Here is a 26069-nt window from a genome sequence, read left to right on the forward strand (position 1 = left end):
CAGCCCCCGTTCAGACCAGCCGGAAGGCGGGATACCAGATGTCGTCCGCCAGCCGTTCCCAGTCGAGGTCCACCCGCGCGCCGATCTGCACCGCGCCCGGCTCGGCGTTGGTGATGTTGCCCAGAAGGCGCGCGCCCTCGTCGAGGTCGATGGTCGCCACGTTCAGCGGCAGACGGCCCTCGGTGCCCGTGCCGGGGATGCGGATCACGGTCGCGGCATAGACCACGCCCTTGCCCGTGACCTGCCGCCATTCGAGGTTGCGCGAGCCGGTATAGATCGACACCGGGCGCGGATAGTGCTGGAAACGCCCCGTGTCGCGGCAATATTGCAGCCACAGCTCCTTGCGCTTCGCCCCTTCCCAGAAGGGGCGGGTATCGACGAAGGTGTTGGGCTTGGGGACCGGGCGGGTTGCAACGGCGTCGGACATGTCAGACCTCCAGGATCATGGCGGCGCTGGTGCCCCAGTTCCGCGCGAATGGAATGACGCCGATCCCCGTGACCAGCGCGTTCTTGGGATTGGCGACCTGCCGCGCCCCGCCCTCGCCCATCAGCTGGCGCACCGCCTCGGCAAGGTTGAGCCCGCCGCTGGCCAGTCCCGGCTGCCCGGCCGAAATCTGTCCGCCCCCGGTGTTGAGCGGCAGATCGCCCTTATGGCTGAGATCGGTCGCCATCACGAAATCGCTGCCCTCGCCCCGGCCGCAAAAGCCGAAATCCTCGAACTTCATCAGCACCGCGATGGTGAAATCGTCATAGGGCTGGAACATCGAGATGTCGGCGGGTTTCAGCCCCGACTGCGCCCAGATCTTGGGCGCGATCCTGGAAAAGCCGGTTTCCGTCACATCGGCCAGCGGGTCGGTGCCGTTCACGTTCGTCAGTTCCGCATAGGCGGTGGGATGGACGTATTTCCTGATGCCGAGCGCATCCGCCTTTTCCCGCGTCATCACGAGAAACGCGTTCGCGCCATCGCAGAACATCACCGAATCGAGCATCCTGAGCGGATCGGCCACCACCCTGGAGGCGAAATAATCTTCCTCCGTCAGCGGTTTGCGGAACTTGTCCAGCGCGTTGTCGTTCAGCAGCGCGTGGTTGCGCTGTGTGATCGCGATCTTGGCCAGCGCCTCGGGGCGCAGCTTGTACTGATGCGCATAGCGGCTCATCAGCAGGCCAAAGACGGCCGGCGGGCCCTGCACGCCCTGGGGATCCTGAAACTCGGTCCGGTAGGCGCCGTAGTTCGCGGCCCACCGGGTCGAGGGCGCGTCGGCCGACATCACCACCGCCACCTCGCAATGGCCGTCGCGGATCGCCGACATGGCGCGCGCCACGCCCCCAGTGGCCGAACAGCCGCCGGTGCCGCCATAGTTCAGCCAGGTGGGCGACAGGCCGAGCGCCTCTGCCATGTAGACGGCGAAGAACGGGTTGGAACATTCGCTCAGCGGCACGGTGACGGCCATGCCGTCGATTTCCGCCTTGTCGATGCCGCTGCGTTCCAGCAATTGCGCCAGCGCCTCGCCGGCGAAGTCATAGGCGCTGCGGCCCGATTTGAAAAGCACCGGGGTTTCCGCATAGGCGGCGATGACGATATCGGATTTCGGCATGCCCTTCATTCTCCCTTGAACTGCGGTTCGCGCTTTTCGCGGAAGGCGCCGAGCCCTTCCTGACGGTCGCGCGTGAAATACAGCATGAACGAGGCGTCGCCCTCGGCGGCGAACCCGTCGGCCAGCGACATGTCGATGCCGCGGTCGATGACGCCCTTGGTCAGCATGACCGACAGCGGCGCGTTGGCCGCGATGGTGCGGGCGATCTCGCGCCCCTTGTCCAGCGCCGCGCCCGCGGGGGTGACGTGGTTGACCAGCCGCATCTGATGCGCCTCGGCGGCGGTGATGCGCCGGCCGGTCCACATCAGTTCCTTCGCCAGCGGCTTGCCGATCAGGCGGGGCAGGGTCTGCGTGCCGCCGCCGCCGGGCATCAGCCCCAGGCGGATTTCCGGCAGGCCGAGCCGCGCCTTTTCGCCCGCCACGATGATGTCGCCCACCAGCGCCAGTTCCAGCCCGCCGCCCAGGGCAAAGCCCTCGACCACGGTGATCACGGGCTTGGTGTAGTCGGGCAGGTCGCGGAACAGGCGGTTCACCTTGCGGCTGCGGCGGCGCAGGCGGTAGAAGTCGAAATATTCGTTGTCGGCGATGGTGAATTCCGAGGTGTCGATTCCGGTGCAGAACGCCTTTTCGCTGCCCTTGAGGATGACGGCGCGGATGGCGCGGTCATGTTCGGCGGCGGCCATCGCGTCGAGGATCTCGGACGCCGTGGTCTCGCGCAGCGAGTTCAGCTTTTCCGGCCGGTCGATCTGGATTTCCAGCCAGCTTTCGACCTGTTCGACAAGAATGTCCTGATAGCTCACAGATTGCTCCTTGGTTGTGCGGGGGCCTTTGGGGGCCGTCATGCGGGATCGCCGTCCATGCAGGCGGCGATGCGGCCGTGCAGGGCCGCGGCCTGCGCGGGGTCGGCACGAAGCGTGTCGTCGATGCTTTCTTCCAGCGCCACGCCCACCTTGGGGCGCAGGACGATCACGCGGTCGGCCATTTCGATGGCGTCGTCGATGCGGTGGGTGACGAAGAGGCAGGTCTTCTTGTATTCGCGCACCACCGCCGCGAAATCCTGCCGCAGCGTGCGCGAGGTCACATGGTCCAGCTGGCTGAAGCTTTCATCCAGCAGCACCAGTTCGGGGTCCACACACAGCGCGCGCGCCAGCGACACCCGTTGCCGCATGCCGCCCGACAGTTCGTGCGGATATTTGTCCGCCGCCCCGTCGAGCTTGACCCGCGACAGCCAGGTCAGCGCACGCTTGCGCGCCTCTGCCGCCGGGATCTTGAGGATCAGCAGGCCAAGCTCGCAGTTTTCCACCGCGGTGCGCCAGGGCAGCAGGCGGTCGGTCTGGAAGCTGACGGCAAGCTTGCCGCGCAGCCGGGCGAATTCGGCATGGGGGTCGTGCCCGGCGACGCGGATCGTGCCCTCGGTCGCCTCCTGCGTGCCCATGATCATGTTCATCACGGTACTTTTGCCGGCGCCGGTCTGGCCCAGAAGGGCGACGATCTCGCCCTTGTGGACCTGCATGTCGATGCCGGACAGCACCCGGAACGATCCATAGGCCTTGCCCACGCCTTCGAGGCGGATCACGGTCTGGTCGGTCATCTGACGGAAGCCTCCGGGCGCCATTTGAGAAGAGCCTTGTCCAGCGCGTTCAGAGCCGCCTGAAGCGCGATGTTCGCCACCACCAGGATCACCGTCCAGCCCATCACCAGGTCGATGCGGAACATCGACTGCGCGAGGCTCATCCGCGATCCGATGCCGATGGCCGAGGCGACGAGTTCGGCAAAGATCGCCATGCGGATCGCATAGCCGATCACCGATTTGGTGGTCGAAAGGATGTAGGGCACGATATGCGGCAGGATCAGATAGCGCAGGACCTGCATCCGGCTTGGCCGGAAGCTTTCGATCATCTCCACATAGTCGCGCGACAGGGCGCGGATGCCGTCGTAGATGCTCAGCGCATAGAACGGCACCAGGATCACCGAGAGGATGAAGAAGATGCGGATTTCCGGCTGCGAGAACCAGAAGATCGCCAGCAGCATCCAGGACAGCGCCGGTATGCCGGTGTCGATGATGATGAGCGAACGCAGATAGGGCCGGATGCCGGGGAAGATCCCCATGATGATGCCCAGGACCACGCCCAGAACCATCGCAAAGGCCAGCGCCACCAGAAGCCGCAGCGCGGTGATGCCCATATGGACGTATTGCGTGCTCAGGATGTCGATCATCGCCCGCACGATGGCGGCGGGCGAGGGCAGCACGAAGGGCGGCACGAACTGGCTGGCGACCTGCACCACCGCCACCAGCGCCGCGACGACGACCAGAACGGGGACGATGCTTTCGCGCCCGCCTTTCGGGGGTTCCACCGGCCTCGCCGTGCCGGTCTGTTCTGCGTTGGTGTCGGACACCGCCTTCTCCCGGGGTTCTGGACCTGCGCGCGCCGGGGGGCGCGCAGGTCGGGTCTGGTGGATCAGAGCTTGATGAAGAAGCTGTCGTCCGGCACCTGCGCCAGCGCGCCGTTGCGCACGCAGAATTCCGCCGCCCCGCGCAGGTTGTCGCGCGCCGCCGGATCGGTCATCGAGGCATAGACGAAATGCAGCCGCCGCGATGCGATCGCCTCGGTCAGCACCTCGGGGCGGAAGCCCGTCGTTTCGCCCACGATGTTCACCGCGGCCTCGACATCGCCGGTGATCCCGTCGATGCAGTCCTTGAACATCGCGTCGATCTTTGCGCCCACCCCGGGATCCCGCGCCAGCAGTTCGTTGCGCACCGCGACGCCGAAATAGGGCAGCACGCCGCCCCCGGTGGCCTTGGTGTAGGTTTCGCCCACGTTGAAGATCGACTGGATCCGGGGATCCTCGGCCATGCCGTTGGACACGTTCGGTTCCCATGTCAGGCCCGCGGCGGCACTGCCCGCCCGCAGCACCGAAACCGAGGCGGCGGGGTTCGTCACGCTCTGGATCGTGGAACTGGCCTCGATGTCGATATTGCTGAATTCCGACAGGACCGCCTTGGCCATCCGGTAGGTGCCGGTGGATTGCGGCGCGGCGATCACCTTGCCGGCCAGATCCTCCACCCTGTCGGCGCCGGTATCGCGCAGCGAGACGAGGTTGATCATGTTCGCGGTGGTGATGTTGCACACATAGGAAAGCGGCACCCCGCCCGCGTGGCGGACGGCGAAAGTGTCCCAGCTGCCGATGCAGACGTCGTAGTTGCCGACGTCGAAATCGCCGTAATAGGTCGGGACAGAGGTGTATTCCGTCGCCGGGCCCAGTTTGAAGCCGTTCTTTTCGTCCAGCTTGTGGTGGCGGATGTAGTGGGTGATCAGCACCGTGAAGCCCGGCGTCAGCCCGGCCCAACGCACCTCTGCCGCCTGCGCCAGCGCCGGACGGGCGAAACCGGACAATGCCCCGGCGGCGGCCAGTCCGCCTGCGCCCCTGAGTATCTGTCGACGTGAAATCCTGTTCATCGGCTCCTCCCCAGCCTTTTCGTGATCTCCCGCCGGTCCGGTTTTTCCGATTCCCCGCGGGCTGTGGGCACTATGGGGTGGCCCGGCCCGTTCAGAAAGACGCTGGATTGCCTCCATCATGTTCCATTGGTGGAACGGTTTTCGATGCAAATGCGGAACATGTTTGCAACCCGGCCGGGCGCTGCGGGCCGGGCCGGGTGGGGTCTGGCAGGCGTCGGGGCGCCGTCAGACGGCCTCTTTCCGCGGTTCCGCGCGCCAGCGGCGCACGGTGCCGAGGTCGATGCCGAACAGGTCCAGCACCCGGCCGAGCGTATGGTCCACCATCGCGTCGAGCGTTTCCGGCCTTGCGTAGAAGGCCGGAACCGGCGGGGCGATGATCGCGCCCATCTCTGCCGCCGCCGCCATGTTGCGCAGATGGCCCAGATGCAGCGGCGTCTCGCGCACCATCAGCACCAGCGGCCGGCGTTCCTTCAGCACCACATCGGCGGCGCGGGTCAGCAGCGAGGTCGTTGTTCCATTTGCGATTTCCGCCAGACTGCGGACGGAACAGGGCGCAACGACCATGCCCATCGTGCGGAACGACCCCGAGGATACCGCCGCAGCCATGTCATCGGCCCCGTGACAGCGGTCGGCGAGCGCCCGCACCGCGGCGATCTTGCGCCCGGTTTCCAGCGCGATGGTGACTTCGGCGGCCTTGGACAGCACCAGATGCGTCTCTATGCCCGTGCCGCGCAGCAGTTCCAGCAGGCGGATGCCATAGATCGCCCCGGACGCGCCCGAAATGCCGATCACCAGCCTGTTTTCGCCCGCCTGTGCCATCCGCCCCGTTCCCTGTTGCGGAACGAATGGATCACAGCCGTGTATCACAATCCACTAGGGAATGATGATGTTTGTCATCACGATTCGCTATGACGACAGAGTGATGAGGTCGCGCGGCACCCGGCGAAGGCGGTCGCGCAGGCCCGACAGGAACACCTGTGCCGCCCGGCTCATCGGGCGGGTGGCGCTGTGGGCAAAGACCACCCGGCGGCGCGTGTTCGGGGCCAGCGGCAGGATCGCCAGCCGCCCCGCCGACAGGCCGCGCAACACCGCCACCGCCGGCAGGATCGTCACATGGCCGCCCCGGGTGACGAACTGTTCCAGCATCGCGATCTCGTCGCATTCCAGCTTGGGGTCGAGCCGCAGCCCCGCCTCGCGCGCGGCAAGGTCGATCACGTCGCGCAGCCCGTGGCGGAAGGTGGGCAGGGCCAGCTGGTCCAGATCCGCCTGCACCACCGGCCCGCCCCGCCGGACCGCCGGGTGATCGGGCGCGCAGACCAGCGCCAGCCCCTCGTGGAACAGTTCCTCCTCGATCAGGTCGGGGCGGGGGCGCGGGCCCTGGTTGATGATCGCCACGTCGATCCGGCCCACGCGCAGCAGTTCCAGCATTTCCGCCGAATAGCCGCCCGTCACGCGAAAGGTCACGTCGGGATGGCGCGCGCCCATGGCGATCAGCGTGTCGGGCAGGATGTCATGCGCGATCGAGGCGATGGCCCCGATCGACAGCATGCCGCCCACATGATGGCGGTCCGACGACAGGTCGTGGCGCGCGGCCTCCAGCCCCTGCACCAGCGGGCGGAACAGCCGATAGGCGTTTTCGCCCAGATAGGTGGGTTTGAGCCCCTTCGAGGTGCGCTGGAACAGCGTGCCGCCCAGTTCGCCTTCCAGCTTGGCCAGTTGCTGGCTGACCGCCGGCTGCACGATGTTCAGCCGATGCGCGGCCTGGGTGATGGAGCCCTCTTCGTAGACGGCGACGAAATAGTGCAGCTGGCGCAGTTCCATGGTCTGTCCATAGCGAATCGTGATGGTGGATATTACCCGAAATTACTGGTGATTATAGGTATGGTCCTCCACCCTGCCGCGACCATGGAACGAGAGGCAGGACATGAACGCGCCGACATCCCTTTGCCGCGCCCCGGAATTGCGCGACTGGCTGGCCCATCTGCACCGGACGGGGCGGCTGGCCATCGCCCGGCCGGGGGCGGGGCTGATGCATGAAATCGCGGGCATCGCCAACCGGCTGGACGGCACCGCCGCCACCGCCTTTCCCGATGCGGGCGGGGGCGGGATGACGGTGGTGTCGGGCCTTCTGTCCGACCGCGACTGGATGGCAGAGGCGCTTGGCGTGGATCGCGCCGGGCTGGTCGCGGCATTCCAGCATGCGGCGGCCCATCCGCTGCCCTGGCGCGAGGTGACGGAGGCGCCCTGCCAGCAGGTGGTGGTCGAAGAGGGCGATCTGTTGGGCCGCCTGCCGATCCCGACCCACAACGAACATGACAGCGGCGCCTATATCACCGCCGGCCTGCTGATCGCGCGCAACCCCCGCACCGGGGTGCAGAACGTGGCGATCCACCGGCTTCAGGTCTCCGGCCCGCGCGAACTGGGCGTGCTGCTGTTGCCGCGGCACACGCTGGCCTTCTTTGCCGCGGCCGAGGCGGAGGGGCACGACCTCGACGTCGCCATCGTGGTGGGGTGCAGCCCCGCCTGTCTGATGGCCTCGCAGGCGATCCTGCCCATCGACCGGGACGAGCTGGAGGTGGCGGGGGCGCTTTACGGTGCGCCGCTGGCGGTCGCGCGCTGCATCGGGTCCGAAATCCGGGTGCCGGCGGAGGCGGAAATCGTCATCGAGGGGCGGCTTCTGGCCCGCAGGCGCGCGCCCGAGGGGCCGTTCGGCGAGTTTCCGCAGTATTACGGCGAACGGGCCGAACGCCATGTCATCGCCGTGGACCGCCTGACCCACCGCGAGGCGCCGCTGTTCCACACCATCGTCGGCGGCGGGCTGGAACATCTGCTGCTCGGCGCGCTGCCGCGCGAGGCGACGATCCTGAACACGTTGCAGTCCAGTTTTCCCGGGGTGCGCGCGGTGCATCTGACGCTCGGCGGGGTGGGGCGCTATCATCTGGTGGTGCAACTGCACCAGACCAGCCGGGGCGAGGCCAAGAACGTCATCCTCGGCGCCTTTGCGGCGCATTACGACATCAAGCATGTCGTGGTGGTGGACGGGGATGTGGACATCCACGATGCCCGCAGCGTGGCCTGGGCGGTGGCGACGCGGTTCCAGGCCGACCGCGACCTTGTGGTGGTGGGGGGCGCGCAGGGGTCGAAGCTCGACCCTTCGACCGAGGACGGTTTCGGCGCGAAGATGGGGCTGGACGCCACGGTGCCGCCCGGCGCGCCCGAGTTCCGCTTCACCCGCATCCGCGTGCCGGGGCAGGAGGCCATCGACCTCGGCGCCGTGATCGACGCGGGCGCGGGGCTGGAGGGTATTCTGTAGCGTAGCCCTTTCGCGCTGTCTGGCGAAGGCCCGTGCCTTCGCCACATCCGGCGCGTGGAGTTGCCCCGACCGGGGGGCCCAAGCGCCCGGCCAGCGCCTGCCCGGCGTTCCAGGCATCATCGCCCCTGATGGCACCGCCACGCGAACGGGCGGGGGAAACGCGGTGCGTTTCCTGATCCCGCCCGGCCAGATCGCCGTGTGCCAGATCGCCCAATGAATACCGATCCGCCCCGGGGCGCGCGCCCCGCGACGCAAGGGCCCCCGCAGCCCTTTGTCGCACTGCGGCGGATTGCCCTGCTTGCCAGCCCGGCCCCGCGTCCGTAAACGGGCCCGAGGCATGAAGGGAAACGGCATGAACGCGACCGCAAATGGCCCCTCCGCGGCAGAGGACCGCGCCACCAAGGCCCGTGTCGGGGCGCTCCGGGGGCTGATGCCCTTCCTGCGGCCCTATCGCGGGATGATCACGGGGGCGGGGCTGGCGCTGGTGGCCACCGCGGTGCTGTCGCTTTTGCTGCCGCTGGCGGTGCGCCGGGTGGTCGACGGCTTCGGCGCGGGCGAGGAACTGCTCGACCTCTATTTCGGCGCGGCGCTGCTGATCGCGGCGCTGCTGGCGCTTGGCACCGGGGCGCGGTTCTATCTGGTGACGCGCCTGGGCGAGCGGGTGGTGGCCGACATCCGCCGCGCGCTGTTCGAGCGGGTCCTGTCGCTTTCGCCCGCCTTTTACGAACGGATGATGACGGGCGAGGTTCTCAGCCGCCTGACCACCGACACCACGCTGATCCAGTCGGTCATCGGTTCGTCCGTCTCGGTCGCGCTGCGCAACATCCTGATGATGATCGGCGGGCTGGCGATGCTGGCGCTGACCTCGGCCAAGCTGACGGGGCTGGTGCTGCTGATCGTGCCGGCGATCGTGGTGCCGATCGTGCTTCTGGGCCGCCGCCTGCGCCGGCTGAGCCGCGAGACGCAGGACTGGATCGCGGCCTCTTCGGGCTATGCGTCGGAATCGCTTCTGTCGGTGCAGACGGTGCAGGCCTACAGCCGCGAACGCGAGACCGGCCATGGTTTCGCGCTGATCACGGAAAATTCCTTCGTCGCCGCCTGCCGGCGCACCGCGACGCGGGCGCAACTGACGGTGATCGTGATCTTTCTGGTCTTTGCGGGCGTGGTCGGCGTGCTGTGGATCGGCGCGCATGACGTGCGCGCGGGTACCATGTCGGCGGGCGAACTGGTGCAGTTCGTCATCTATGCGGTGATGCTGGCGGGCGCCGTGGGCGCGCTGTCGGAAATCTGGGGCGAGTTGCAGCGCGCGGCGGGCGCGACGGAACGGCTGGCCGAACTGCTGCACACCGACGATACCGTGGCCGACCCGGCGGCGCCCGTCGCGCTGCCGCTGCCCGTCCATGGCGAGATCGCGTTCGAGGGCGTGCGCTTCACCTATCCCACGCGCCCCGGCCACCCGGCGCTGGATGGCGTCAGCCTGACGGTGCGCCCCGGCGAAACCGTGGCGCTGGTCGGGCCTTCGGGGGCGGGCAAGTCCACCATCCTGCAACTGCTGCTGCGGTTCTACGACCCGCAGGCGGGGGCGGTCCGGCTGGACGGGATCGACCTGCGCGACATGGCGCGCGCCGATTTCCGCGCCGCGATGGCGCTGGTGCCGCAGGATCCGGTGATCTTCGCCACCACCGCGCGCGACAACATCCGCTTCGGCCGCCCCGAGGCGACGGATGCAGAGGTCGAGGCCGCCGCCCGCGCCGCCGCCGCGCATGATTTCATCATGGCGCTGCCGCAGGGTTACGACACGCAGGTGGGCGAACGCGGGCTGATGCTGTCGGGCGGGCAGAAACAGCGCATCGCCATCGCCCGCGCCATCCTGCGCGACGCGCCCGTGCTGCTGCTGGACGAGGCGACGAGCGCGCTCGACGCCGAATCCGAACGCGCGGTGCAGGAGGCGTTCGCGCGCCTCGCGCAAGGGCGCACCACGCTGGTCGTGGCGCACCGGCTGGCCACCGTCAAGCAGGCCGACCGCATCGTGGTGTTCGAGGGCGGCCGCATCGTCGCCACCGGCACCCATGACGAACTGGTGGCCGAAGGGGGCCTTTACGCGCGCCTCGCCCGGTTGCAGTTCGCGGCCGAAGCCGCCTGAGCGGTTGATTTTCCCGCCCCGCGCGGCGACAACCGGCAGGGGCCGGACGTTCCGGCCGCGATGCAGGAGAGTGACATGGGTCTTTGGTCCTTCGTGAAGGATGCGGGCAAATCGCTGTTGGGGTCCAAGGCGGAGGCCGCGACGCTGCCCGACGAACAGGCGCTGAAGCAGGAGGTCGCGGGTCTCGGACTCGACACCACCGGGGTGGACATCAAGGTCGAGGGCGACAAGGTGGTGGTCAAGGGCGCCGCGGTGTCGCCCGAGGTGAAGGAAAAGATCATCCTCGCCGTCGGCAACGTCGAGGGCGTGGCAGCGGTCGAGGCGGATGCGGACGGCGACGAGCCCGTGTTCCACACCGTGGTCAAGGGCGACACGCTGTCGGCGATCGCGAAAAAGACGCTCGGCAACGCCAACCGCTATCCCGAGATCTTCGAGGCCAACAAACCCATGCTGACCCATCCCGACAAGATCTACCCGGGCCAGGTGCTGCGCATCCCGCAGAAATGACCCCCCACGGGGCCGCGCGCCATGCGCCGCGGCCCCTCGCGCAGCGTCAGGCTTGCCAGACCCGCGAAAAGCCACCATTTTCCCCTTGAGGAGACCGTTCAGGGGGGGAGAGTTGCGATGGCCCGTTTCGCCACGATGGAGGACCGCAACGCGGTCGAGGCCGAAAGCCCCTGGGCGGACCGGCAGGTTCCGGGGACGATGTACGGCTTTCTGGCCGATGTGGCGCGCCGCCACGGCAGCCGGCCGGCGGTCACGTTCCAGCTCATGTCGGGGCCGAAGGACCCGGCGCAGACCCTGACCTGGGCGCAATTGCTGGCGCGCTCGACCCAGGCCGCGAACCTGTTCCGCAGTCTCGGCGTGGGCGAGGGCGATGTGATCGCCTATGTGATGCCCAATGCGCTGGAAACCGCGGTGGCACTGCTGGGGGGCTCCATCGCCGGGGTGGTGAACCCGATCAACCCGCTTCTGGAACCCGAACAGATCAGCGCCATCCTGCGCGAGACCAGGGCCAAGGTCGTCGTCACCCTGCGCGCCTTTCCCAAGACGGATGTGGCCCAGAAAGTGGCAGAGGCCGTGCGCCACGCCCCCGAGGTGCGCCATGTGCTGGAGGTCGACCTCAACCGCTACCTGACCCCGCCCAAAAGCTGGATCGTGCCGCTGGTGCGGCCCAAGAACCCGGTGGAACATGTCGCGGATGTGCAGGATTTCAACGCCGCCTGCGCCCGCCACCCTGCCGACCGGCTGACCTTCGCGGATGCGACCGCCGACCGGGTGGCGGCGATGTTCCATACCGGGGGCACCACCGGCATGCCCAAGGTGGCACAGCATAAATACAGCGGCATGATCTACAACGGCTGGCTCGGCGCGACATTGCTGTTCACGCATGAGGACGTGCTGATGTGCCCGCTGCCGCTGTTCCACGTCTTTGCGGCCTATCCGATCCTGATGTCGGCCATCGCCTCGGGCGCGCATGTGGTGTTCCCGACGCCCGCGGGCTATCGCGGGGACGGGGTGTTCGACAATTTCTGGAAGCTGATCGAACGCTGGAAGGTGACGTTCATGATCACCGTCCCCACCGCCATTGCGGCGCTGATGCAGCGCCCGGTGAATGCCGATGTCTCGACCCTGCGCAGCGCCATTTCGGGATCCGCCCCCCTGCCGATAGAGCTTTACAACCGCTTCAAGCAGGCCACCGGGGTGGAGATCGCCGAGGGCTACGGGCTGACCGAGGCGACCTGCCTCGTTTCCTGCAACCCGATCGACGGGGTGAAGAAGATCGGTTCCGTCGGGATTCCGTTCCCCTATACCCAGGTGCGGATCCTGACCCGCAAGAACGGCGATTTCCATGAATGCGCGGTGGACGAGGTGGGCGAGATCTGCGTCGCCAACCCCGGCGTGTTCGAGGGCTCGACCTATACAGAGGTGGACAAGAACCGCGATCTTTTTGCCGATGGCCGCTATCTGCGCACGGGCGATCTGGGGCGGCTGGATGCCGACGGCTATCTGTGGATCACCGGCCGGGCGAAGGACCTGATCATCCGCGGCGGGCACAACATCGACCCCGCGGTGATCGAGGATGCGCTGCTGCGCCACCCCGCGGTCGCCTTCGCCGGGGCCATCGGCCAGCCGGATTCCTTCGCGGGCGAACTGCCCTGCGCCTATGTCGAACTGGTGGCGGGCAGTGCGGTGACGGTGGACGAACTCATGGCGCATGCCCGCGACCATATCGCCGAACGCGCCGCGGTGCCGAAACATGTCGAGATCCTGCCCGAACTGCCCAAGACGGCGGTGGGCAAGATCTTCAAGCCCGACCTGCGCAAGCGCGCCATCGCCCGCGTCTATGACGCGGCGCTGGCCGAGGGCGGCGTGGCCGCGCAGGTGGCCGAGGTGTTCGAGGACAAGAAACGCGGCCTCGTCGCCCGCCTCGCCCGCACCGGCACGGTGGACGAGGCGAAGGCGCAGGAGGTCCTGGGCAATTTCACCGTGCCCTGGGAATGGGGCTGAGCCCCGGCGGCCGGTCCCGGACCGCCGCCTCGGGGGGCATCGAGCCCCCCTCGCCGGCGCTGCCGCGGCCCTTTGCCCGGCGGTGGTGCGGGGGATGGGGGCGGGAGCCTCCGGCGGGGATATTTGGGGACAGAAAGTGAGGCGCGGCGCGCGCTGGCCCGGCGAAGGTGCGGGTGGCGAAGTCGGTGGCGCCCCGCGCGGGGATATTTGGGTCCAGCCTGAAGATACGGGGCCTGAAGATACGGGGGCCTGAAGATACGGGGGTCGGTCTTTCGCTGCCCCTGCTCACTTTCCGTCCCTAAATATCCTGCGGGGCGCCGGGTGGTTCGCCACCGGTTCGAGAACCGGCCGGCGCCGGGGGTGCAAAACCCCCGCCGCTGCGCCATCCCCCGCAGGGCGGCCGGGTTCAGCCCTCCATCGCCTCCAGTTCGTCGATGAAGCCCGCGATCATGTTCAGCCCCTTGTCCCAGAACGCGGGGTCCGTCAGATCGAGGCCGAAGGGGGCCAGCAGGTCCTTGTGGTGTTTCGAGCCGCCCGCCTTCAGCATGTCGAAATACTTGTCCTCGAACCCTTCCAGCCCCTCGGCATAGGCTGCGTAGAGCGCGTTCACCAGCCCGTCGCCGAAGGCATAGGCATAGACGTAGAAGGGCGAGTGGACGAAATGCGGGATATAGGCCCAGAAGGTTTCATACCCGTCCATGAACTCGAACGCATCGCCGAGCGACTGCGCCTGCACCGACATCCAGAGCGCGTTGATGTCGTCGGGCGTCAGTTCCCCTTCGCGCCGGGCGGCATGCAGCTTGCATTCGAAATCGTAGAAGGCGATCTGGCGCACGACGGTGTTGATCATGTCCTCGACCTTGCCGGCCAGCAGGGTCTTGCGTTCGGCGGGCGTCGCCGCCGCATCCAGCAGTTTGCGGAAGGTCAGCATCTCGCCGAAGACGCTGGCGGTTTCGGCCAGCGTCAGGGGGGTGGAGGACAGCAGTTCCCCCTGACCCGCCGCCAGCCGCTGGTGCACGCCATGCCCCAGTTCATGCGCCAGCGTCATCACGTCGCGCGGCTTGCCGAGGTAGTTGAGCATCACATAGGGGTGCACCGTGGTGACGGTGGGATGGGCGAAGGCGCCCGGGGCCTTGCCGGGTTTGACGCCCGCGTCGATCCAGCCCCTGGTGAAGAAGGGATCGGCCAGTTCCGCCATGCGGGGGTCGAAGGCGGCATAGGCGGTGCTGACGGTTTCGCGCGCCTCGTCCCAGCCGATGGTGCGCGGGGTTTCGATCGGCAGCGGCGCGTTGCGGTCCCAGACCTGGAGCCGGTCGAGCCCCATCCATTTCGCCTTCAGCCGGTAATAGCGGTGCGAGAGCCGCGGATAGGCGGCGACCACGGCGTTGCGCAGCGCCTCGACCACCTCGGGTTCGACATGGTTCGACAGATGCCTTCCGTGCTGCGGCGTCGGCATCTTGCGCCAGCGGTCCTCGATTTCCTTTTCCTTGGCCAGCGTGTTGTGGACGCGGGCGAAAAGCTTGATGTGGCGGTCGAAGACGCCGGCCAGCGCGCGCGCCGCGGCCTCGCGTTTGGTGCGGTCGGGGTCGGTCAGCAGGTTGAGGGTGGATTCGAGGTTCAGATCCTCTTCCTCGCCCGCGACGGTGAAGGTGAGGCCCGCCATCGTCTCGTCGAACAGCCGGTTCCAGGCGGCGGCGCCCACGGTGGACTGGTCGTGCAGGAAGCGTTCCAGTTCGTCCGACAGCTGGTGCGGGCGCATCGCGCGCATGCGGTCGAACACGGGCCGGTAGCGGGCGAGATCGGCGTTCGCGGCCAGCAGGGCGGCCAGATGGTCCTCCTCCAGCCGGTTGAATTCGAGGCTGAAGAACACCAGCGGCGTGGTGTGGTCCGTCACCTGGTCCTGGCAATCGGCCAGAAACTTGGCGCGCGTGCTGTCCATCGTGTTCTGGTAATAGCGCAGCCCGGCGAAGGACATGATCCGCCCGGCCACCACGTCGATCTCTTCGTAGCGGCGCACGCAGGCGAGCATCGCGGCGGCGTCGAGCGTGGCGAGTTTGCCTTCGTAATCCGCCGCGAACCCGGCGCAGGCGTCGCGCAGCCAGTCGAGGTCGCGCGCGACCTCGGGGGCGTCGGGGGCGGGGTAGAGGTCGGACAGGTCCCATTCGGGCAGCGGCCCGAGCCCGCCTGCGGCGGCGTTGGCGTCGAAAACGGGGCGGGGCAGGGGCAGCGTCATGGGAACCTCTCGGATGGTACTGCCTCCATCTAGGGGTTCCGCCCCCCCGGGTGCAACCCGAGAGGCGGCGGGGCGGCGAGGGCAGGGCCGGGGGCCAGCCCCCGGACCCCCGGGATATTTGGATCACGGTGAAAGACGGCTCGGCGTCCTTCGAAAGAAGCGGCGCGGCTTCATCTTGCCGGAAATACTCCGGGGGTCCGGGGGCTGGCCCCCGGCGCGGCGCCTTCCGCACAACCGGGCGGCGGGATTTCGTGCCCGGGGCCCTTTCCCTCGCCCGCCGGATGCGCAAAGCTGTGCGCGCCGGGCCGGATGGCGCCCTTCCGGGGGTGCGTCCCGGCCCCCGAGGAGGAGCCGACATGATGCCACAGACCACCGCCGCCGCCTTGCCCTTCCCCGAGCCGCCCCCGCCCGGTGCGGCCATCGAGGTTGCGCCCGGGGTGCTGTGGATGCGCTTTCCGCTGCCCTTCGCGCTCGATCACGTCAATATCTACGCCATCGACGACGGCGACGGCTGGGCCATCGTGGATGCGGGTTTTGCCGACGACACCACCCGCGCGCTGTGGGACCACATGCTGGCCGGCCCCCTGCGCGGCCGGCCGATCACCCGGCTGATCGTCACCCACCACCACCCCGACCACATGGGGCTGGCGGGCTGGCTCTGCGCCCGTTTCGGCCTGCCGCTGTGGATGACCGAGATGGAATACCTCTACGGCCGGTATTTCCTGTCGGGGACCGAGGCCGTGCATGGCCAGTTCTACGAACGTTTCTACGCCCGCCACGGCCTGCCGGCGGAATATGCCGATGCGGTGGTCGAACGCGGCCACTGGTACATGGAACAGATCACGCCCCTGCCGAACGACTTCCACGTGCTGGAGGCGGAGACGCCGCTTTCCCTCGGCGGGCGCAGTTTCCGTGTGCTGAAGGGCGCCGGGCATTCGCCCGATCAGGCGATGCTGCATTGCCCGGCCGAGGGTCTGTTGCTGGCCGCCGACCAGGTGATGGAACGGATCACGCCCAATATCTCGGTCCATGCGATGCAGCCCGAGGCCGATCCGCTCGGCCGGTATCTCGACTCGCTCGCCATGCTCAAGGCGGTGGTGCCCGAGGGCACGCTGACGCTGGCGGGCCACCACCGGCCGATGCGGGCGCTGCATGCGCGCATCGACGAACTGGCGGCCCATCACGCCGACCGTTGCGCGATCATCGCGGCGGCCTGTGCCGATGCCCCGCGCAGCACGGCGGAGATGCTGCCGCTGCTGTTCCACCGCAAGCTCGACCTGCACCAGACCTCGTTCGCCTTTGCCGAGGCGCTGGCGCATGTGAACCACATGATCCGGCAGGGTGACCTGGAATGGGTGAGCCGGGGAGAACACTGGCGCATGCGCACCCTGCGCGGGGCGGGGGGGCGGTAGGGGGGCGACCTTCCGCGGCACGCGTGTTTCGCCCGCTTGCATCCGGCGCGGGCGCGTGTATAAGGCCCCATCCTTCCGCGCCCATATGTCAACCGGCGCATCCCCTCGTGGACGGGGCGGAAGGCGTGGCCCGTCCTATGAAATGCGCCCCTGAGATCGGAGACCGCATGCCGCTTTACGAGCATGTCCTCATCGCACGCCAGGACCTGTCCTCGGCGCAGGCCGAAGGCCTCGTCGAACATTTCTCGACCGTCCTTTCGGACAACGGCGGCAAGATCGTCGCGTCCGAATACTGGGGCGTCAAGACGATGGCCTACAAGATCAACAAGAACCGCAAGGGCCACTATGCCTATCTGCGGTCCGACGCGCCCTCGGCCGCCGTGCTGGAGATGGAGCGTCTGGCGCGCCTGCACGACGACGTGATGCGCGTGCTGACCGTGAAGGTCGACAAGCACGAGGACGGTCCCTCGGTGCAGATGCAGAAGCGCGACGACCGCGAGCGCGGCGACCGGGGTGAGCGGGGCGATCGCGGTGGTGATCGTGGCGACCGCGGTGATCGTGGTGGCGACCGCGGCGGCTTCCGCGGCGACCGGCGCTGATCTGGGGAGAGGAACAGAAAATGGCAACCAAACCGTTTTTCCGCCGCCGCAAGGTCTGCCCCTTCTCGGGCGAGAACGCACCCGCGATCGACTACAAGGACGTGCGCCTGCTGCAACGCTACATCTCCGAGCGCGGCAAGATCGTCCCCGCCCGCATCACCGCCGTTTCGGCGAAAAAGCAGCGTGAACTGGCCCGTGCGATCAAGCGCGCGCGGTTCCTCGCGCTGCTGCCCTATGCCGTGAAGTAAGGAGAACGAAGATGCAAGTCATCCTGCTTCAGCGCGTGGCCAAGCTTGGCCAGATGGGCGATGTCGTCAAGGTCAAGGACGGCTACGCGCGCAACTTCCTGCTGCCGCAGGGCAAGGCGCTGCGGGCTTCCGACGCCAATATCCAGGGCTTCGAGGTCCGCAAGGCGCAGCTCGAGGCGCAGAACCTGGAAACCCGGAAAGAGGCCCAGGCCGTTGCCGAGAAACTCGACGGCCAGTCCTTCGTGGTGATCCGGTCGGCGTCCGACGCCGGCGCGCTCTACGGGTCGGTGACGACGCGCGATGCGGCTGATGCCGCGACCGCGGCGGGCTTCACCGTCAACCGCGCGCAGGTCGTGCTGGAACGCCCGATCAAGGAACTGGGCCTGCACCGGGTTTCCGTCGTGCTGCACCCCGAAGTGACCGCTTATGTGACGCTGAACGTCGCGCGGTCGGTCGAAGAGGCGGAACTGCAAGCCTCGGGCAAGTCGATCCAGGAACTGGCGGCGGAGGCCGAGGCCGCGGCGGAGTTCGAGATCGCGGAGCTTTTCGACGATATCGGCGGCGCCGCGTCGGAAGACGAGTGAGCCTTTGCCCCAAGGGGCCGGAATGCGGGAAGGCGGGTCGGCAACGACCCGCCTTCCTGCGTTTTCCGCGATTGAGTCGCGCCCCCCGCCGGGATAAGAGGCGCGCAACGGGGTAAGGAGGTAACATGTTTGACCTTACGGGCAAATCCGCGCTGGTGACGGGCGCATCGGGCGGCATCGGCGCGGCCGTCGCCCGGCGGCTGCACGGCGCGGGCGCGGTGGTGGCGCTGTCGGGCACGCGGCTGGCGCCGCTGGAATCGCTGGCCGCCGAACTGGGGTCGCGGGCACATGTGCTGCCCGCCGATCTGGGCAGCGTCGAGGCGGTCGAGGCGCTGCCGAAGCAGGCCGCCGAGGCGATGGGCGGGCTCGACATCCTCGTCAACAATGCGGGCATCACCCGTGACGGGCTGATGATGCGCATGTCGGACGAAGACTGGGCGCAGGTGCTCGAGGTCAACCTGACGGCGACCTTCCGGCTGTGCCGCGCGGCGATCCGCCCGATGATGAAGGCCCGCTGGGGCCGGATCGTCAATATCGGTTCCGTCGTGGGCACCATCGGCAATCCGGGGCAGGCGAACTATGCCGCCGCCAAGGCGGGCGTGCTGGGCCTGTCGAAATCGCTGGCCGCCGAGGTGGCGACGCGCGGGATCACCGTGAACGTGGTATCCCCCGGCTTCATCACCACGGCGATGACCGACAAGCTGAACGACGACCAGAAGGCGCGGCTCCTGGCGATCGTGCCGCAGGGCCGCATGGGCAGCGCCGAGGAAGTGGCCGGGGCGGTGCATTATCTGGCCAGCCCCGAGGCGGCCTATGTGACCGGCGCGACGCTGCATGTGAACGGCGGCATGGCGATGATCTGAGCCCCCCGGGGGCCCATGGGAAAGCGTTTGCCTGTGCGCGCGACTGTGCTATAGGCGGCGCTAGCCGATCCGGCCGCAGCCCGGCGCGTGGCCGGGGTAAACCGCTCGGACGAGCAAGGGACAAGCCCGGGTGCGCCCCGGCAGCAAGAGGAAAGACCATGAGCGACATCGCGGAACGCGTGAAAAAGATCGTCGTCGAACATCTCGGCGTGGAAGAGGACAAGGTGACCGAGAACGCCTCGTTCATCGACGATCTGGGCGCGGACAGCCTCGACACGGTCGAGCTGGTGATGGCCTTCGAGGAAGAATTCGGCATCGAGATCCCCGACGACGCGGCCGAGACGATCCAGACCTTCGGCGATGCGGTGAAGTTCATCACCGAAGCCAACGCCTGACCGTCCGGCCCCCGGGCCCGATGCGGGGCGCCCCTCGGGGCGCCCTTTTTGTTTTGACCGGGACCGTCGTGCAGGTGGATGGGACAGGGCCGGGGGCCAGCCCCCGGACCCCCGGGATATTTATGGACAGAAAGTGAAAGGGGGCGGCTTTCTCTTCCAGGGAAGGTGCCCGCGGCTTCATCTTTTCCCAAATACTCCGGGGGTCCGGGGGCTGGCCCCCGGCCCTGACCCGTCCACCCGCGCAAGGCCGGGCAGGGCGGCCTGCCGCCGCCGCAGCGCGGCCCATGTTGCGCGGCTGTCGCGGGGCGTGTATCACCGCGGCGGTATGCACCGGCTGAGAGGTTCCATATGCGTCGCGTTGTGATCACGGGTCTGGGAATGGTGACGCCGCTCGCCTGCGGGGTGGAAGAGACCTGGCGGAGGCTTCTGGCCGGGCAATCCGGGGCGGGGCCGATCACTCGGTTCGACACGTCGAACGTGGTCACGACCTATGCCTGCGAGATCCCGTTCGGCGACGGCAGCGACGGGACCTTCAACCCCGACGACTGGATGGAGGCCAAGGACCGCCGCAAGGTGGACGACTTCATCCTTTACGGTATGGCCGCCGCCGTGCAGGCGGTGCGGGATTCGGGGTGGGAGCCCGCGTCCGAGGAGGACCGCGAGCGCACTGGGGTGATGATCGGATCCGGCATCGGCGGGCTGACCTCGATCGCCGAGACGGCGGTGCTGATCAAGGAGCGGGGGCCCAAGCGCGTGTCGCCCTTCTTCATCCCCGGCGCGCTGATCAACCTGATTTCGGGGCAGGTCAGCATCCGTTTCGGCTTCAAGGGCCCGAACCATGCCGTCGTCACCGCCTGTTCCACCGGCGCGCATGCCATCGGCGATGCGGCGCGGCTGATCCAGTGGGGGGATGCGGATGTGATGGTCGCGGGCGGGGCGGAAAGCCCGATCAGCGAGATCGGCATCGCCGGGTTCAACGCCTGCAAGGCGCTGTCGACCAAGCGCGCGGACGATCCGGCCAAGGCCAGCCGCCCCTATGACGCCGACCGCGACGGGTTCGTGATGGGCGAGGGCGCGGGCGTCGTGGTGCTGGAGGAATACGAACACGCCAAGGCCCGCGGGGCGAAGATCTATGCCGAGGTTCTGGGCTATGGCCTGTCGGGCGACGCCTATCACATCACCGCGCCGTCCGAGGATGGCGAGGGCGGATACCGCAGCATGCAGGCGGCGCTGAAGCGCGCCGGCATCACGCCCGATCAGGTGGACTACATCAACGCCCATGGCACGAGCACCATGGCCGACACGATCGAGCTTGCGGCGGTGGAGCGGTTGCTGGGCAATGCGGCGGGCAAGGCCACGATGTCGTCCACCAAGTCGTCCATCGGCCATCTGCTGGGGGCGGCCGGGGCGGTCGAGGCGATCTTCTGCACGCTGGCGATCCGCGACCAGATCGCGCCGCCGACGATCAACCTCGACAATCCGGCGGTTCAGCCGGTGCTGGATCTGGCGCCCAACAGGGCGGTCGAACGCAGGATCGATGTGGCGTTGTCGAACAGCTTCGGCTTCGGCGGCACGAATGCGAGCCTCGTTCTGGGCCGGGTGGACGGCTGATGTGGCGGGCCGTCGCCTCGAACGCGCTGACGCTGTTCATCGTCATTCTGGTGGCGGTGGCGGGGGTGCTGGCCTGGGGGCGGCAGCAATATGTCGCGCCGGGGCCGCTGGCCGAGGCGATCTGCGTGCGGGTCGAACGGGGGGCGAGCCTTGCCGCCGTCAGCCGCAACCTTGCGGCGCAGGGCGCGGTCAGCGATGCGCGCATCTTCCGCATCGGGGCGGATTACACCGACAAGGCGCAGGGGCTGAAGTTCGGCAGCTATCTGGTGCCGGCGGGCGCCTCGATGGAAGAGATCGTCGATATCCTGACGCGGGGCGGGCAATCGACCTGCGGGTCCGAGGTCAACCTGCGCATCGGCGTGGCGACGGCCGAAATCATCCTGCGCGAGCTTGACCCGGCCACCAGCCAGTTCGTGGAAAAGGCCCGGTTCGACCCGGCGGCGGGGCCGACGCCGCAGGAATATGCGGATGCGCAGAGCGATTCCGCGCTGCGCTACCGGGTGACGGTGGCCGAGGGCGTGACCAGCTGGCAGGTGGCCGAGGGGCTGAAGCGCGCCGATTTCCTGGGCGGAGAGGTCGCGGCGGTGCCGGCGGAGGGTTCGCTTGCGCCGGAATCCTACGAAGTGGTGAAGGGACAGGACCGCGCGGCGCTGCTGGCAGAGATGGCGGCGCGGCAGGACCGCATTCTGGCCGACCTCTGGGCCGCGCGGGCCGAGGGGCTGCCCTATGACACGCCGGAGGAGGCGATGATCATGGCCTCGATCATCGAGAAGGAAACCGGCATCCCGGACGAGCGCGGGCAGGTGGCGAGCGTGTTCGTCAACCGGCTGAAGGCGGGGATGCGGTTGCAGACCGATCCGACGGTGATCTATGGCGTCACCAAGGGGCAGGGCGTGCTGGGCCGGGGGCTGCGGCAGTCCGAACTGCGTGGGGCAACGCCTTACAATACCTATGTCATCGACGGGCTGCCGCCGACACCGATCGCCAATCCGGGGCGCGAGAGCATCGCGGCGGCGCTGAACCCCGAGGCGACCGATTTCCTCTATTTCGTGGCCGACGGCACCGGCGGGCATATCTTTGCGCGGACGCTGGCCGAGCATAACGCCAATGTCGCCAAATGGCGGCAGATCGAGGCGGAACAGCGCCGCCAGCAGGGCGCGAACTGAGGATTGCGCGGCGCCGGGGGGCTTGGTGTTGCGTAAGGCGCGCCGGGGGCGTGCGCCGCATTAACCATTTGAAAACACAAAACTTCTTGACCTGGCGCCCGGTCTGATGTAGGTATTGTGGCATGCTAGAAGAGGTGGGCAAGCGGCACGGGGCAACCCGGCGCCGCTTTTTCATTTCGCTCGTGCGGAGTGGCATGAGAGGCAGCAGGACGCATGACGCTTCACACTCCCGTAGATGAGAGCGGTTCCCCGGAGGTGGCACTTTCGGGGGCCTGGGAACTTTACACCACGGCGGCGGAAATCTTCACGCTGCTCCTTCGCGAGGTGAAGGAGGAGAAGAAGGACAACGCCCGCGAACTGATGACCTACACCAAGGACATCAAGGACGCGCTCAAGCTGGTACTGAACGAAAGGGCGGCCGTTGACAGACTTCGCAAGGATTTCGGAGGACCGGACGGGGACCGGGACCTCGACTTCGACGCGGCGCGCGATGAGATCGGGCGCCGCCTGGCTTGCCTCCGCGACGCAGGAGGCGGTTGACGAATTTCTGGCCGGGCTCAGCGACCAAGCGTTGCTGGCCCTGCCGTGGATGTTCGAATTCTGGGCGCTGCCGCATCAGTTGCCCCCCGATGGCGCATGGAAATCATGGGTCATCATGGGAGGGCGCGGTGCGGGCAAGACGCGGGCCGGGGCGGAATGGGTGCGCGCAGAGGTAGAGGGCGCGCGGCCCGCCGACCCCGGCCGGTCGGCGCGGGTGGCGCTGGTGGGCGAGACGGTGGATCAGGTGCGCGAGGTGATGGTGTTCGGCGACAGCGGGATCCTTGCCTGTTCGCCCCCCGACCGCCGCCCGCAGTGGGAGGCGACGCGGCGCCGGCTGGTCTGGCCCAATGGCGCGGTGGCGCAGGTGTTTTCGGCGCATGACCCCGAAAGCCTGCGGGGGCCGCAGTTCGATGCCGCCTGGGCGGATGAACTGGCCAAGTGGAAGAAGGCGGAGGAGACGTGGGACATGTTGCAGTTCGCGCTGCGCCTTGGGCCGCATCCGCGGCAGGTGGTGACGACGACGCCGCGCAATGTGGGGGTGCTGAAGGCGATCCTGCGCAACCCTTCGACGGTGATCACCCATGCGCCGACAGAGGCGAACCGGGCCTATCTGGCGGCGAGTTTCCTCGAGGAGGTGCAGGCGCGGTACAAGGGCACGCGGCTGGGGCGGCAGGAGCTGGACGGGGTGCTGCTGGAGGATGCGGAGGGGGCCTTGTGGACCTCTGCCGGGATCGAGGCGGCGCGGGTGGATGCGGCGCCTGCCTTGACGCGCATCGTGGTGGCGGTGGACCCGCCGGTCACGGGGCACGGCGGGTCGGACGAATGCGGGATCGTGGTGGCCGGCGTGCTGGCCGAGGGCGAGCCGCGCGACTGGTGCGCCTATGTGCTGGAGGATGCGAGCGTTTCGGGGGCCTCGCCGGAGGCCTGGGGGCGGGCGGCGGTGGCGGCGATGCGGCGGCACGGGGCCGAGCGGCTGGTCGCCGAGGTCAACCAGGGCGGCGATCTGGTGGAAACCCTGTTGCGCCAGATCGACCCGCTGGTGCCCTTCCGCGCGGTGCGGGCGGCCAAGGGCAAGGCCGCGCGGGCGGAACCCGTGGCGGCGCTTTACGAACAGGGGCGGGTGCGGCATCTGCGGGGGCTGCCCGGCCTCGAGGACCAGATGTGCCGCATGACGCTGCACGGATACGAGGGGCGGGGCAGCCCCGACCGGGTGGATGCGCTGGTCTGGGCGCTGACCGATCTGATGATCGAGCCCGCGCAGACATGGCGGCGGCCGCGGGTGCGCAGCCTCTGACCCCATGAACCGGCGCCGGCGATCCCCGGCGCGAAAGGAGTTTGCCTGATGGTGTTCGATTTCCTGCGGCGCGGCGGCGAGCCTGCGCCCCGAACGGCTGTGCCCGAAACCAAGGCCTCGGCCACCGGGCCGGTGGTGGCCTTTCACGGCGCGGGCCGCGCGGCATGGAGCCCGCGCGACACGGTATCGCTGACCCGGACCGGGTTTCAGGGCAATCCGGTCGGGTTCCGCGTGGTCAAGCTGATCGCGGAGGCGGCCGCTGCGCTGCCCCTGGTGGTGCAGGATTGCGAGCGGCGGTACGAGGCGCATCCCGTTCTGGAGTTGATCCGCCGCCCGAACCCGGCGCAGGGGCGGGCGGAACTGTTCGAGGCGGCTTACGCACAACTGCTGCTGTCGGGCAACGCCTATCTGGAGGCGGTGGCGGGCACGGGCGGCGCGCCGGTGGAGCTGCATGTGCTGCGGTCCGACCGGATGAGCCTTGTGCCCGGGGCGGATGGCTGGCCGGTGGCCTATGACTATACCGTGGGCAGCCGGCGGCATCGGTTCGACATGACGGGGGCGGCGGCGCCGATCTGCCATATCCGGGCGTTCCATCCGCAGGACGACCATTATGGCTTCAGCCCGTTGCAGGCGGCGGCGACCGCCATCGACGTGCACAATGCGGCGAGCCGGTGGTCCAAGGCGCTCTTGGACAATGCCGCGCGGCCCTCGGGCGCCATCGTCTACAGGGGCGTGGACGGGGCGGGGACACTGAGCGCGGATCAGTACGACCGGCTGGTAACAGAGATGGAGGCGAACCATCAGGGCGCGCGCAATGCCGGGCGGCCGATGCTGCTGGAAGGGGGGCTCGACTGGAAGCCGATGGGCTTTTCGCCCTCGGATATGGAGTTCCATCGCACCAAGGAGGCCGCGGCGCGGGAAATCGCCATCGCCTTCGGCGTGCCGCCGATGCTGATGGGGATCCCGGGCGATGCGACTTACGCGAACTATCAGGAGGCCAACCGGGCGTTTTTCCGCCTGACGGTGCTGCCGCTGGCGGCCAAGGTCACGGCGGCGGTGGGGCATTGGCTGTCCACCCTGACCGGCGAGGCGGTGGAGATCCGCCCCGATCTGGATCAGGTGCCCGCGCTGGCGGCCGAGCGCGACCAGCAATGGGCGCGGGTGGGGGCGGCGGATTTCCTGACGGTGGCGGAAAAGCGGCTGTTGCTGGGGCTGCCGCGGCTGGCGGATGACGCATGAGCCTGCGCAAACCCGCGGGCGGGTCGCGCTATCTTTACGACAGTTTCGATGCCGCCGCGGCGCGGATCGAGGCGAACGAGCGCGTGGCCGAGGAACGCTGGACCGCGCTGGATTTCCGTCTGGGCCAGATCGACGCCGCGCTGGAGCGGCTGGAACGGCGTCTGTGGCTGGGCGTCTACGGGGTGGCGGGTTTCCTTCTGGCGCAGGGCGCCGAGGCGGTCCTGCGCGCGGCGATGAAATAGGGGGCATCATGGAATGGTCGGATGAGGGGGCCGGGCTGGAACGCAAGTTCCACCGGCCCGAAACGGGGCTGGCGCTGACGGAGGGGGGCCGGGTCGAGGGTTACGCCTCGGTCTTCGGGCTGGCCGATCAGGGCGGCGATGTGGTGCTGCCAGGGGCCTATGCGGCGTCGCTGGCGTCGCTCAAGGCGGCGGGGCGCGGGGTCAAGATGCTGTGGCAGCACGACCCGGGCCAGCCCATCGGCGTCTGGGACCATGTGGCCGAGGATGCGCGCGGGCTTTACGTCCGCGGCCGTCTGCTGCCCGAGGTGGCAAGGGCGCGCGAGGCGCTGGCGCTGGTGGGCGCGGGGGCGGTGGATGGCCTGTCCATCGGCTATCGCACGAAACGGGCCGAACGCGACGGCAAGGGCCGCCGCCTTCTGGCCGAACTGGAGCTGTGGGAGGTGTCGCTGGTCACTTTCCCGATGCTGCCGGAGGCGCGGGTGCAGGCCAAGGGCGCGGCCCCGGATGCGCTGGCCCTGCTGGCGGCCGCCTTCGACGAGGCGCGCCGCAATCTGTCGGGCCGCTGAGGCCCTTTTCCCCAAGGAGCGACGATGAGCGAGACCAAGGCGCGTACCCCCGCCGGG

The 26069-nt window shown here is 68.4% G+C and carries 26 protein-coding genes; 17 read left to right on the forward strand and 9 right to left on the reverse strand.

Annotated features, from left to right (window positions below):
* Positions 1–10: 10 nt before the first annotated feature.
* The 8 genes from RGD00_RS04025 to RGD00_RS04060 all read right to left on the reverse strand — a co-directional run bounded on the left by RGD00_RS04025 (position 11) and on the right by RGD00_RS04060 (position 6874).
* Positions 11–427, reverse strand: coding sequence for a Zn-ribbon domain-containing OB-fold protein (locus tag RGD00_RS04025; RefSeq protein WP_310456006.1), 417 nt, complete (start codon positions 425–427; stop codon positions 11–13).
* A 1-nt stretch (position 428) separates the two neighbouring features.
* On the reverse strand, positions 429–1595 hold the full coding sequence (locus RGD00_RS04030; RefSeq protein WP_310456007.1) for a thiolase family protein: 1167 nt from the start codon (positions 1593–1595) through the stop codon (positions 429–431).
* 5 nt (positions 1596–1600) lie between these two features.
* Entirely contained in the window at positions 1601–2395 is a 795-nt protein-coding gene (locus tag RGD00_RS04035; RefSeq protein ID WP_310456008.1) for an enoyl-CoA hydratase/isomerase family protein, read from the reverse strand.
* Positions 2396–2433: 38 nt separating this feature from the next.
* Positions 2434–3186, reverse strand: coding sequence for an ABC transporter ATP-binding protein (locus RGD00_RS04040; RefSeq protein ID WP_310456009.1), 753 nt, complete (start codon positions 3184–3186; stop codon positions 2434–2436).
* Positions 3183–3992, reverse strand: coding sequence for an ABC transporter permease (locus RGD00_RS04045; protein ID WP_310456010.1), 810 nt, complete (start codon positions 3990–3992; stop codon positions 3183–3185). Before RGD00_RS04045 ends, RGD00_RS04040 begins: the two co-directional genes overlap by 4 nt.
* 62 nt (positions 3993–4054) lie before the next feature.
* A complete protein-coding gene (locus tag RGD00_RS04050; protein WP_310456011.1) occupies positions 4055–5053 on the reverse strand; it encodes an ABC transporter substrate-binding protein in 999 nt (332 codons plus the stop codon).
* 225 nt (positions 5054–5278) lie between these two features.
* On the reverse strand, positions 5279–5872 hold the full coding sequence (locus RGD00_RS04055) for a UbiX family flavin prenyltransferase (RefSeq protein WP_310456012.1): 594 nt from the start codon (positions 5870–5872) through the stop codon (positions 5279–5281).
* An 87-nt stretch (positions 5873–5959) separates the two neighbouring features.
* Positions 5960–6874 carry a LysR family transcriptional regulator gene (locus RGD00_RS04060; protein WP_310456013.1) on the reverse strand — a complete coding sequence of 305 codons (915 nt, stop codon included), beginning with the start codon at positions 6872–6874 and terminating at the stop codon, positions 5960–5962.
* Between the two features lie 103 nt (positions 6875–6977).
* Here RGD00_RS04060 and RGD00_RS04065 point away from each other — a divergent pair, with 103 nt between their 5' ends.
* From RGD00_RS04065 to RGD00_RS04080, 4 genes are all read left to right on the forward strand, one after another.
* A complete protein-coding gene (locus tag RGD00_RS04065; protein ID WP_310456014.1) occupies positions 6978–8366 on the forward strand; it encodes a UbiD family decarboxylase in 1389 nt (462 codons plus the stop codon).
* A 352-nt stretch (positions 8367–8718) separates the two neighbouring features.
* Positions 8719–10509 carry an ABC transporter transmembrane domain-containing protein gene (locus RGD00_RS04070; protein ID WP_310456015.1) on the forward strand — a complete coding sequence of 597 codons (1791 nt, stop codon included), beginning with the start codon at positions 8719–8721 and terminating at the stop codon, positions 10507–10509.
* A 75-nt stretch (positions 10510–10584) separates the two neighbouring features.
* Complete coding sequence (lysM, locus tag RGD00_RS04075) at positions 10585–11016, forward strand: peptidoglycan-binding protein LysM (RefSeq protein ID WP_310456016.1); 432 nt, start codon at positions 10585–10587, stop codon at positions 11014–11016.
* 117 nt (positions 11017–11133) lie between these two features.
* Entirely contained in the window at positions 11134–13020 is a 1887-nt protein-coding gene (locus RGD00_RS04080) for an acyl-CoA synthetase (protein ID WP_310456017.1), read from the forward strand.
* Positions 13021–13426: 406 nt separating this feature from the next.
* Here the strand turns inward: RGD00_RS04080 and RGD00_RS04085 are convergent, their stop codons facing one another.
* Positions 13427–15253, reverse strand: coding sequence for a M3 family oligoendopeptidase (locus RGD00_RS04085; RefSeq protein WP_310456018.1), 1827 nt, complete (start codon positions 15251–15253; stop codon positions 13427–13429).
* A gap of 356 nt (positions 15254–15609) precedes the next feature.
* Between RGD00_RS04085 and RGD00_RS04090 the strand changes: the two genes are divergently transcribed.
* The 13 genes from RGD00_RS04090 (at position 15610) to RGD00_RS04150 (ending at position 26012) form a co-directional block, all read left to right on the forward strand.
* Positions 15610–16665, forward strand: coding sequence for an MBL fold metallo-hydrolase (locus RGD00_RS04090; RefSeq protein ID WP_310456019.1), 1056 nt, complete (start codon positions 15610–15612; stop codon positions 16663–16665).
* A 167-nt stretch (positions 16666–16832) separates the two neighbouring features.
* Positions 16833–17264: a 30S ribosomal protein S6 gene (gene rpsF, locus RGD00_RS04095; protein WP_310456020.1), complete on the forward strand. Its 432-nt coding sequence runs from the start codon at positions 16833–16835 to the stop codon at positions 17262–17264.
* A 20-nt stretch (positions 17265–17284) separates the two neighbouring features.
* Positions 17285–17512 (forward strand): 30S ribosomal protein S18, encoded by a 228-nt coding sequence (rpsR, locus tag RGD00_RS04100; protein WP_310456021.1) that lies wholly within the window; start codon positions 17285–17287, stop codon positions 17510–17512.
* Positions 17513–17523: 11 nt separating this feature from the next.
* On the forward strand, positions 17524–18096 hold the full coding sequence (rplI, locus tag RGD00_RS04105) for a 50S ribosomal protein L9 (RefSeq protein WP_310456022.1): 573 nt from the start codon (positions 17524–17526) through the stop codon (positions 18094–18096).
* Positions 18097–18221: 125 nt separating this feature from the next.
* The gene (gene fabG, locus RGD00_RS04110) at positions 18222–18959 is read left to right on the forward strand and encodes a 3-oxoacyl-[acyl-carrier-protein] reductase (protein ID WP_310456023.1); all 738 of its coding nucleotides are present in this window, start codon (positions 18222–18224) and stop codon (positions 18957–18959) included.
* 158 nt (positions 18960–19117) lie between these two features.
* Entirely contained in the window at positions 19118–19354 is a 237-nt protein-coding gene (locus RGD00_RS04115) for an acyl carrier protein (protein WP_310456024.1), read from the forward strand.
* A 348-nt stretch (positions 19355–19702) separates the two neighbouring features.
* The gene (gene fabF / locus RGD00_RS04120) at positions 19703–20965 is read left to right on the forward strand and encodes a beta-ketoacyl-ACP synthase II (protein ID WP_310456025.1); all 1263 of its coding nucleotides are present in this window, start codon (positions 19703–19705) and stop codon (positions 20963–20965) included.
* Positions 20965–22131, forward strand: coding sequence for an endolytic transglycosylase MltG (gene mltG / locus RGD00_RS04125; RefSeq protein WP_310456026.1), 1167 nt, complete (start codon positions 20965–20967; stop codon positions 22129–22131). The genes fabF and mltG overlap by 1 nt, the downstream gene beginning before the upstream one ends.
* A gap of 213 nt (positions 22132–22344) precedes the next feature.
* Positions 22345–22671, forward strand: a complete 327-nt coding sequence (locus RGD00_RS04130; RefSeq protein WP_310456027.1) for a hypothetical protein — start codon at positions 22345–22347, stop codon at positions 22669–22671.
* Positions 22622–23965, forward strand: coding sequence for a DNA-packaging protein (locus RGD00_RS04135; RefSeq protein WP_310456028.1), 1344 nt, complete (start codon positions 22622–22624; stop codon positions 23963–23965). Before RGD00_RS04130 ends, RGD00_RS04135 begins: the two co-directional genes overlap by 50 nt.
* A 48-nt stretch (positions 23966–24013) precedes the next feature.
* A complete protein-coding gene (locus RGD00_RS04140; protein ID WP_310456029.1) occupies positions 24014–25204 on the forward strand; it encodes a phage portal protein in 1191 nt (396 codons plus the stop codon).
* A complete protein-coding gene (locus tag RGD00_RS04145; protein ID WP_310456030.1) occupies positions 25201–25446 on the forward strand; it encodes a GTA head formation protein, RCAP_rcc01685 family in 246 nt (81 codons plus the stop codon). Before RGD00_RS04140 ends, RGD00_RS04145 begins: the two co-directional genes overlap by 4 nt.
* Before the next feature lie 8 nt (positions 25447–25454).
* Positions 25455–26012: an HK97 family phage prohead protease gene (locus tag RGD00_RS04150; RefSeq protein WP_310456031.1), complete on the forward strand. Its 558-nt coding sequence runs from the start codon at positions 25455–25457 to the stop codon at positions 26010–26012.
* Positions 26013–26069: the final 57 nt, after the last annotated feature.

It is taken from the genome of Ruixingdingia sedimenti (assembly GCF_031432425.1).
Lineage (GTDB): Bacteria > Pseudomonadota > Alphaproteobacteria > Rhodobacterales > Rhodobacteraceae > Ruixingdingia > Ruixingdingia sedimenti.

Bases quoted from the DNA above. Each gene is read 5' to 3' on its own strand.
- mltG (WP_310456026.1), top strand. From the start codon at position 20,965: ATGTGGCGGGCCGTCGCCTCGAACGCGCTGACGCTGTTCATCGTCATT.
- fabF (WP_310456025.1), top strand. From the start codon at position 19,703: ATGCGTCGCGTTGTGATCACGGGTCTGGGAATGGTGACGCCGCTCGCC.
- RGD00_RS04130 (WP_310456027.1), top strand. From the start codon at position 22,345: ATGACGCTTCACACTCCCGTAGATGAGAGCGGTTCCCCGGAGGTGGCA.
- RGD00_RS04030 (WP_310456007.1), bottom strand. From the start codon at position 1,595: ATGCCGAAATCCGATATCGTCATCGCCGCCTATGCGGAAACCCCGGTG.
- RGD00_RS04070 (WP_310456015.1), top strand. From the start codon at position 8,719: ATGAACGCGACCGCAAATGGCCCCTCCGCGGCAGAGGACCGCGCCACC.
- RGD00_RS04145 (WP_310456030.1), top strand. From the start codon at position 25,201: ATGAGCCTGCGCAAACCCGCGGGCGGGTCGCGCTATCTTTACGACAGT.
- rpsR (WP_310456021.1), top strand. From the start codon at position 17,285: ATGGCAACCAAACCGTTTTTCCGCCGCCGCAAGGTCTGCCCCTTCTCG.
- RGD00_RS04135 (WP_310456028.1), top strand. From the start codon at position 22,622: ATGAGATCGGGCGCCGCCTGGCTTGCCTCCGCGACGCAGGAGGCGGTT.
- RGD00_RS04115 (WP_310456024.1), top strand. From the start codon at position 19,118: ATGAGCGACATCGCGGAACGCGTGAAAAAGATCGTCGTCGAACATCTC.
- RGD00_RS04060 (WP_310456013.1), bottom strand. From the start codon at position 6,874: ATGGAACTGCGCCAGCTGCACTATTTCGTCGCCGTCTACGAAGAGGGC.
- RGD00_RS04055 (WP_310456012.1), bottom strand. From the start codon at position 5,872: ATGGCACAGGCGGGCGAAAACAGGCTGGTGATCGGCATTTCGGGCGCG.
- fabG (WP_310456023.1), top strand. From the start codon at position 18,222: ATGTTTGACCTTACGGGCAAATCCGCGCTGGTGACGGGCGCATCGGGC.
- lysM (WP_310456016.1), top strand. From the start codon at position 10,585: ATGGGTCTTTGGTCCTTCGTGAAGGATGCGGGCAAATCGCTGTTGGGG.
- RGD00_RS04150 (WP_310456031.1), top strand. From the start codon at position 25,455: ATGGAATGGTCGGATGAGGGGGCCGGGCTGGAACGCAAGTTCCACCGG.
- rpsF (WP_310456020.1), top strand. From the start codon at position 16,833: ATGCCGCTTTACGAGCATGTCCTCATCGCACGCCAGGACCTGTCCTCG.
- RGD00_RS04025 (WP_310456006.1), bottom strand. From the start codon at position 427: ATGTCCGACGCCGTTGCAACCCGCCCGGTCCCCAAGCCCAACACCTTC.
- rplI (WP_310456022.1), top strand. From the start codon at position 17,524: ATGCAAGTCATCCTGCTTCAGCGCGTGGCCAAGCTTGGCCAGATGGGC.
- RGD00_RS04090 (WP_310456019.1), top strand. From the start codon at position 15,610: ATGATGCCACAGACCACCGCCGCCGCCTTGCCCTTCCCCGAGCCGCCC.
- RGD00_RS04040 (WP_310456009.1), bottom strand. From the start codon at position 3,186: ATGACCGACCAGACCGTGATCCGCCTCGAAGGCGTGGGCAAGGCCTAT.
- RGD00_RS04065 (WP_310456014.1), top strand. From the start codon at position 6,978: ATGAACGCGCCGACATCCCTTTGCCGCGCCCCGGAATTGCGCGACTGG.
- RGD00_RS04050 (WP_310456011.1), bottom strand. From the start codon at position 5,053: ATGAACAGGATTTCACGTCGACAGATACTCAGGGGCGCAGGCGGACTG.
- RGD00_RS04085 (WP_310456018.1), bottom strand. From the start codon at position 15,253: ATGACGCTGCCCCTGCCCCGCCCCGTTTTCGACGCCAACGCCGCCGCA.
- RGD00_RS04140 (WP_310456029.1), top strand. From the start codon at position 24,014: ATGGTGTTCGATTTCCTGCGGCGCGGCGGCGAGCCTGCGCCCCGAACG.
- RGD00_RS04080 (WP_310456017.1), top strand. From the start codon at position 11,134: ATGGCCCGTTTCGCCACGATGGAGGACCGCAACGCGGTCGAGGCCGAA.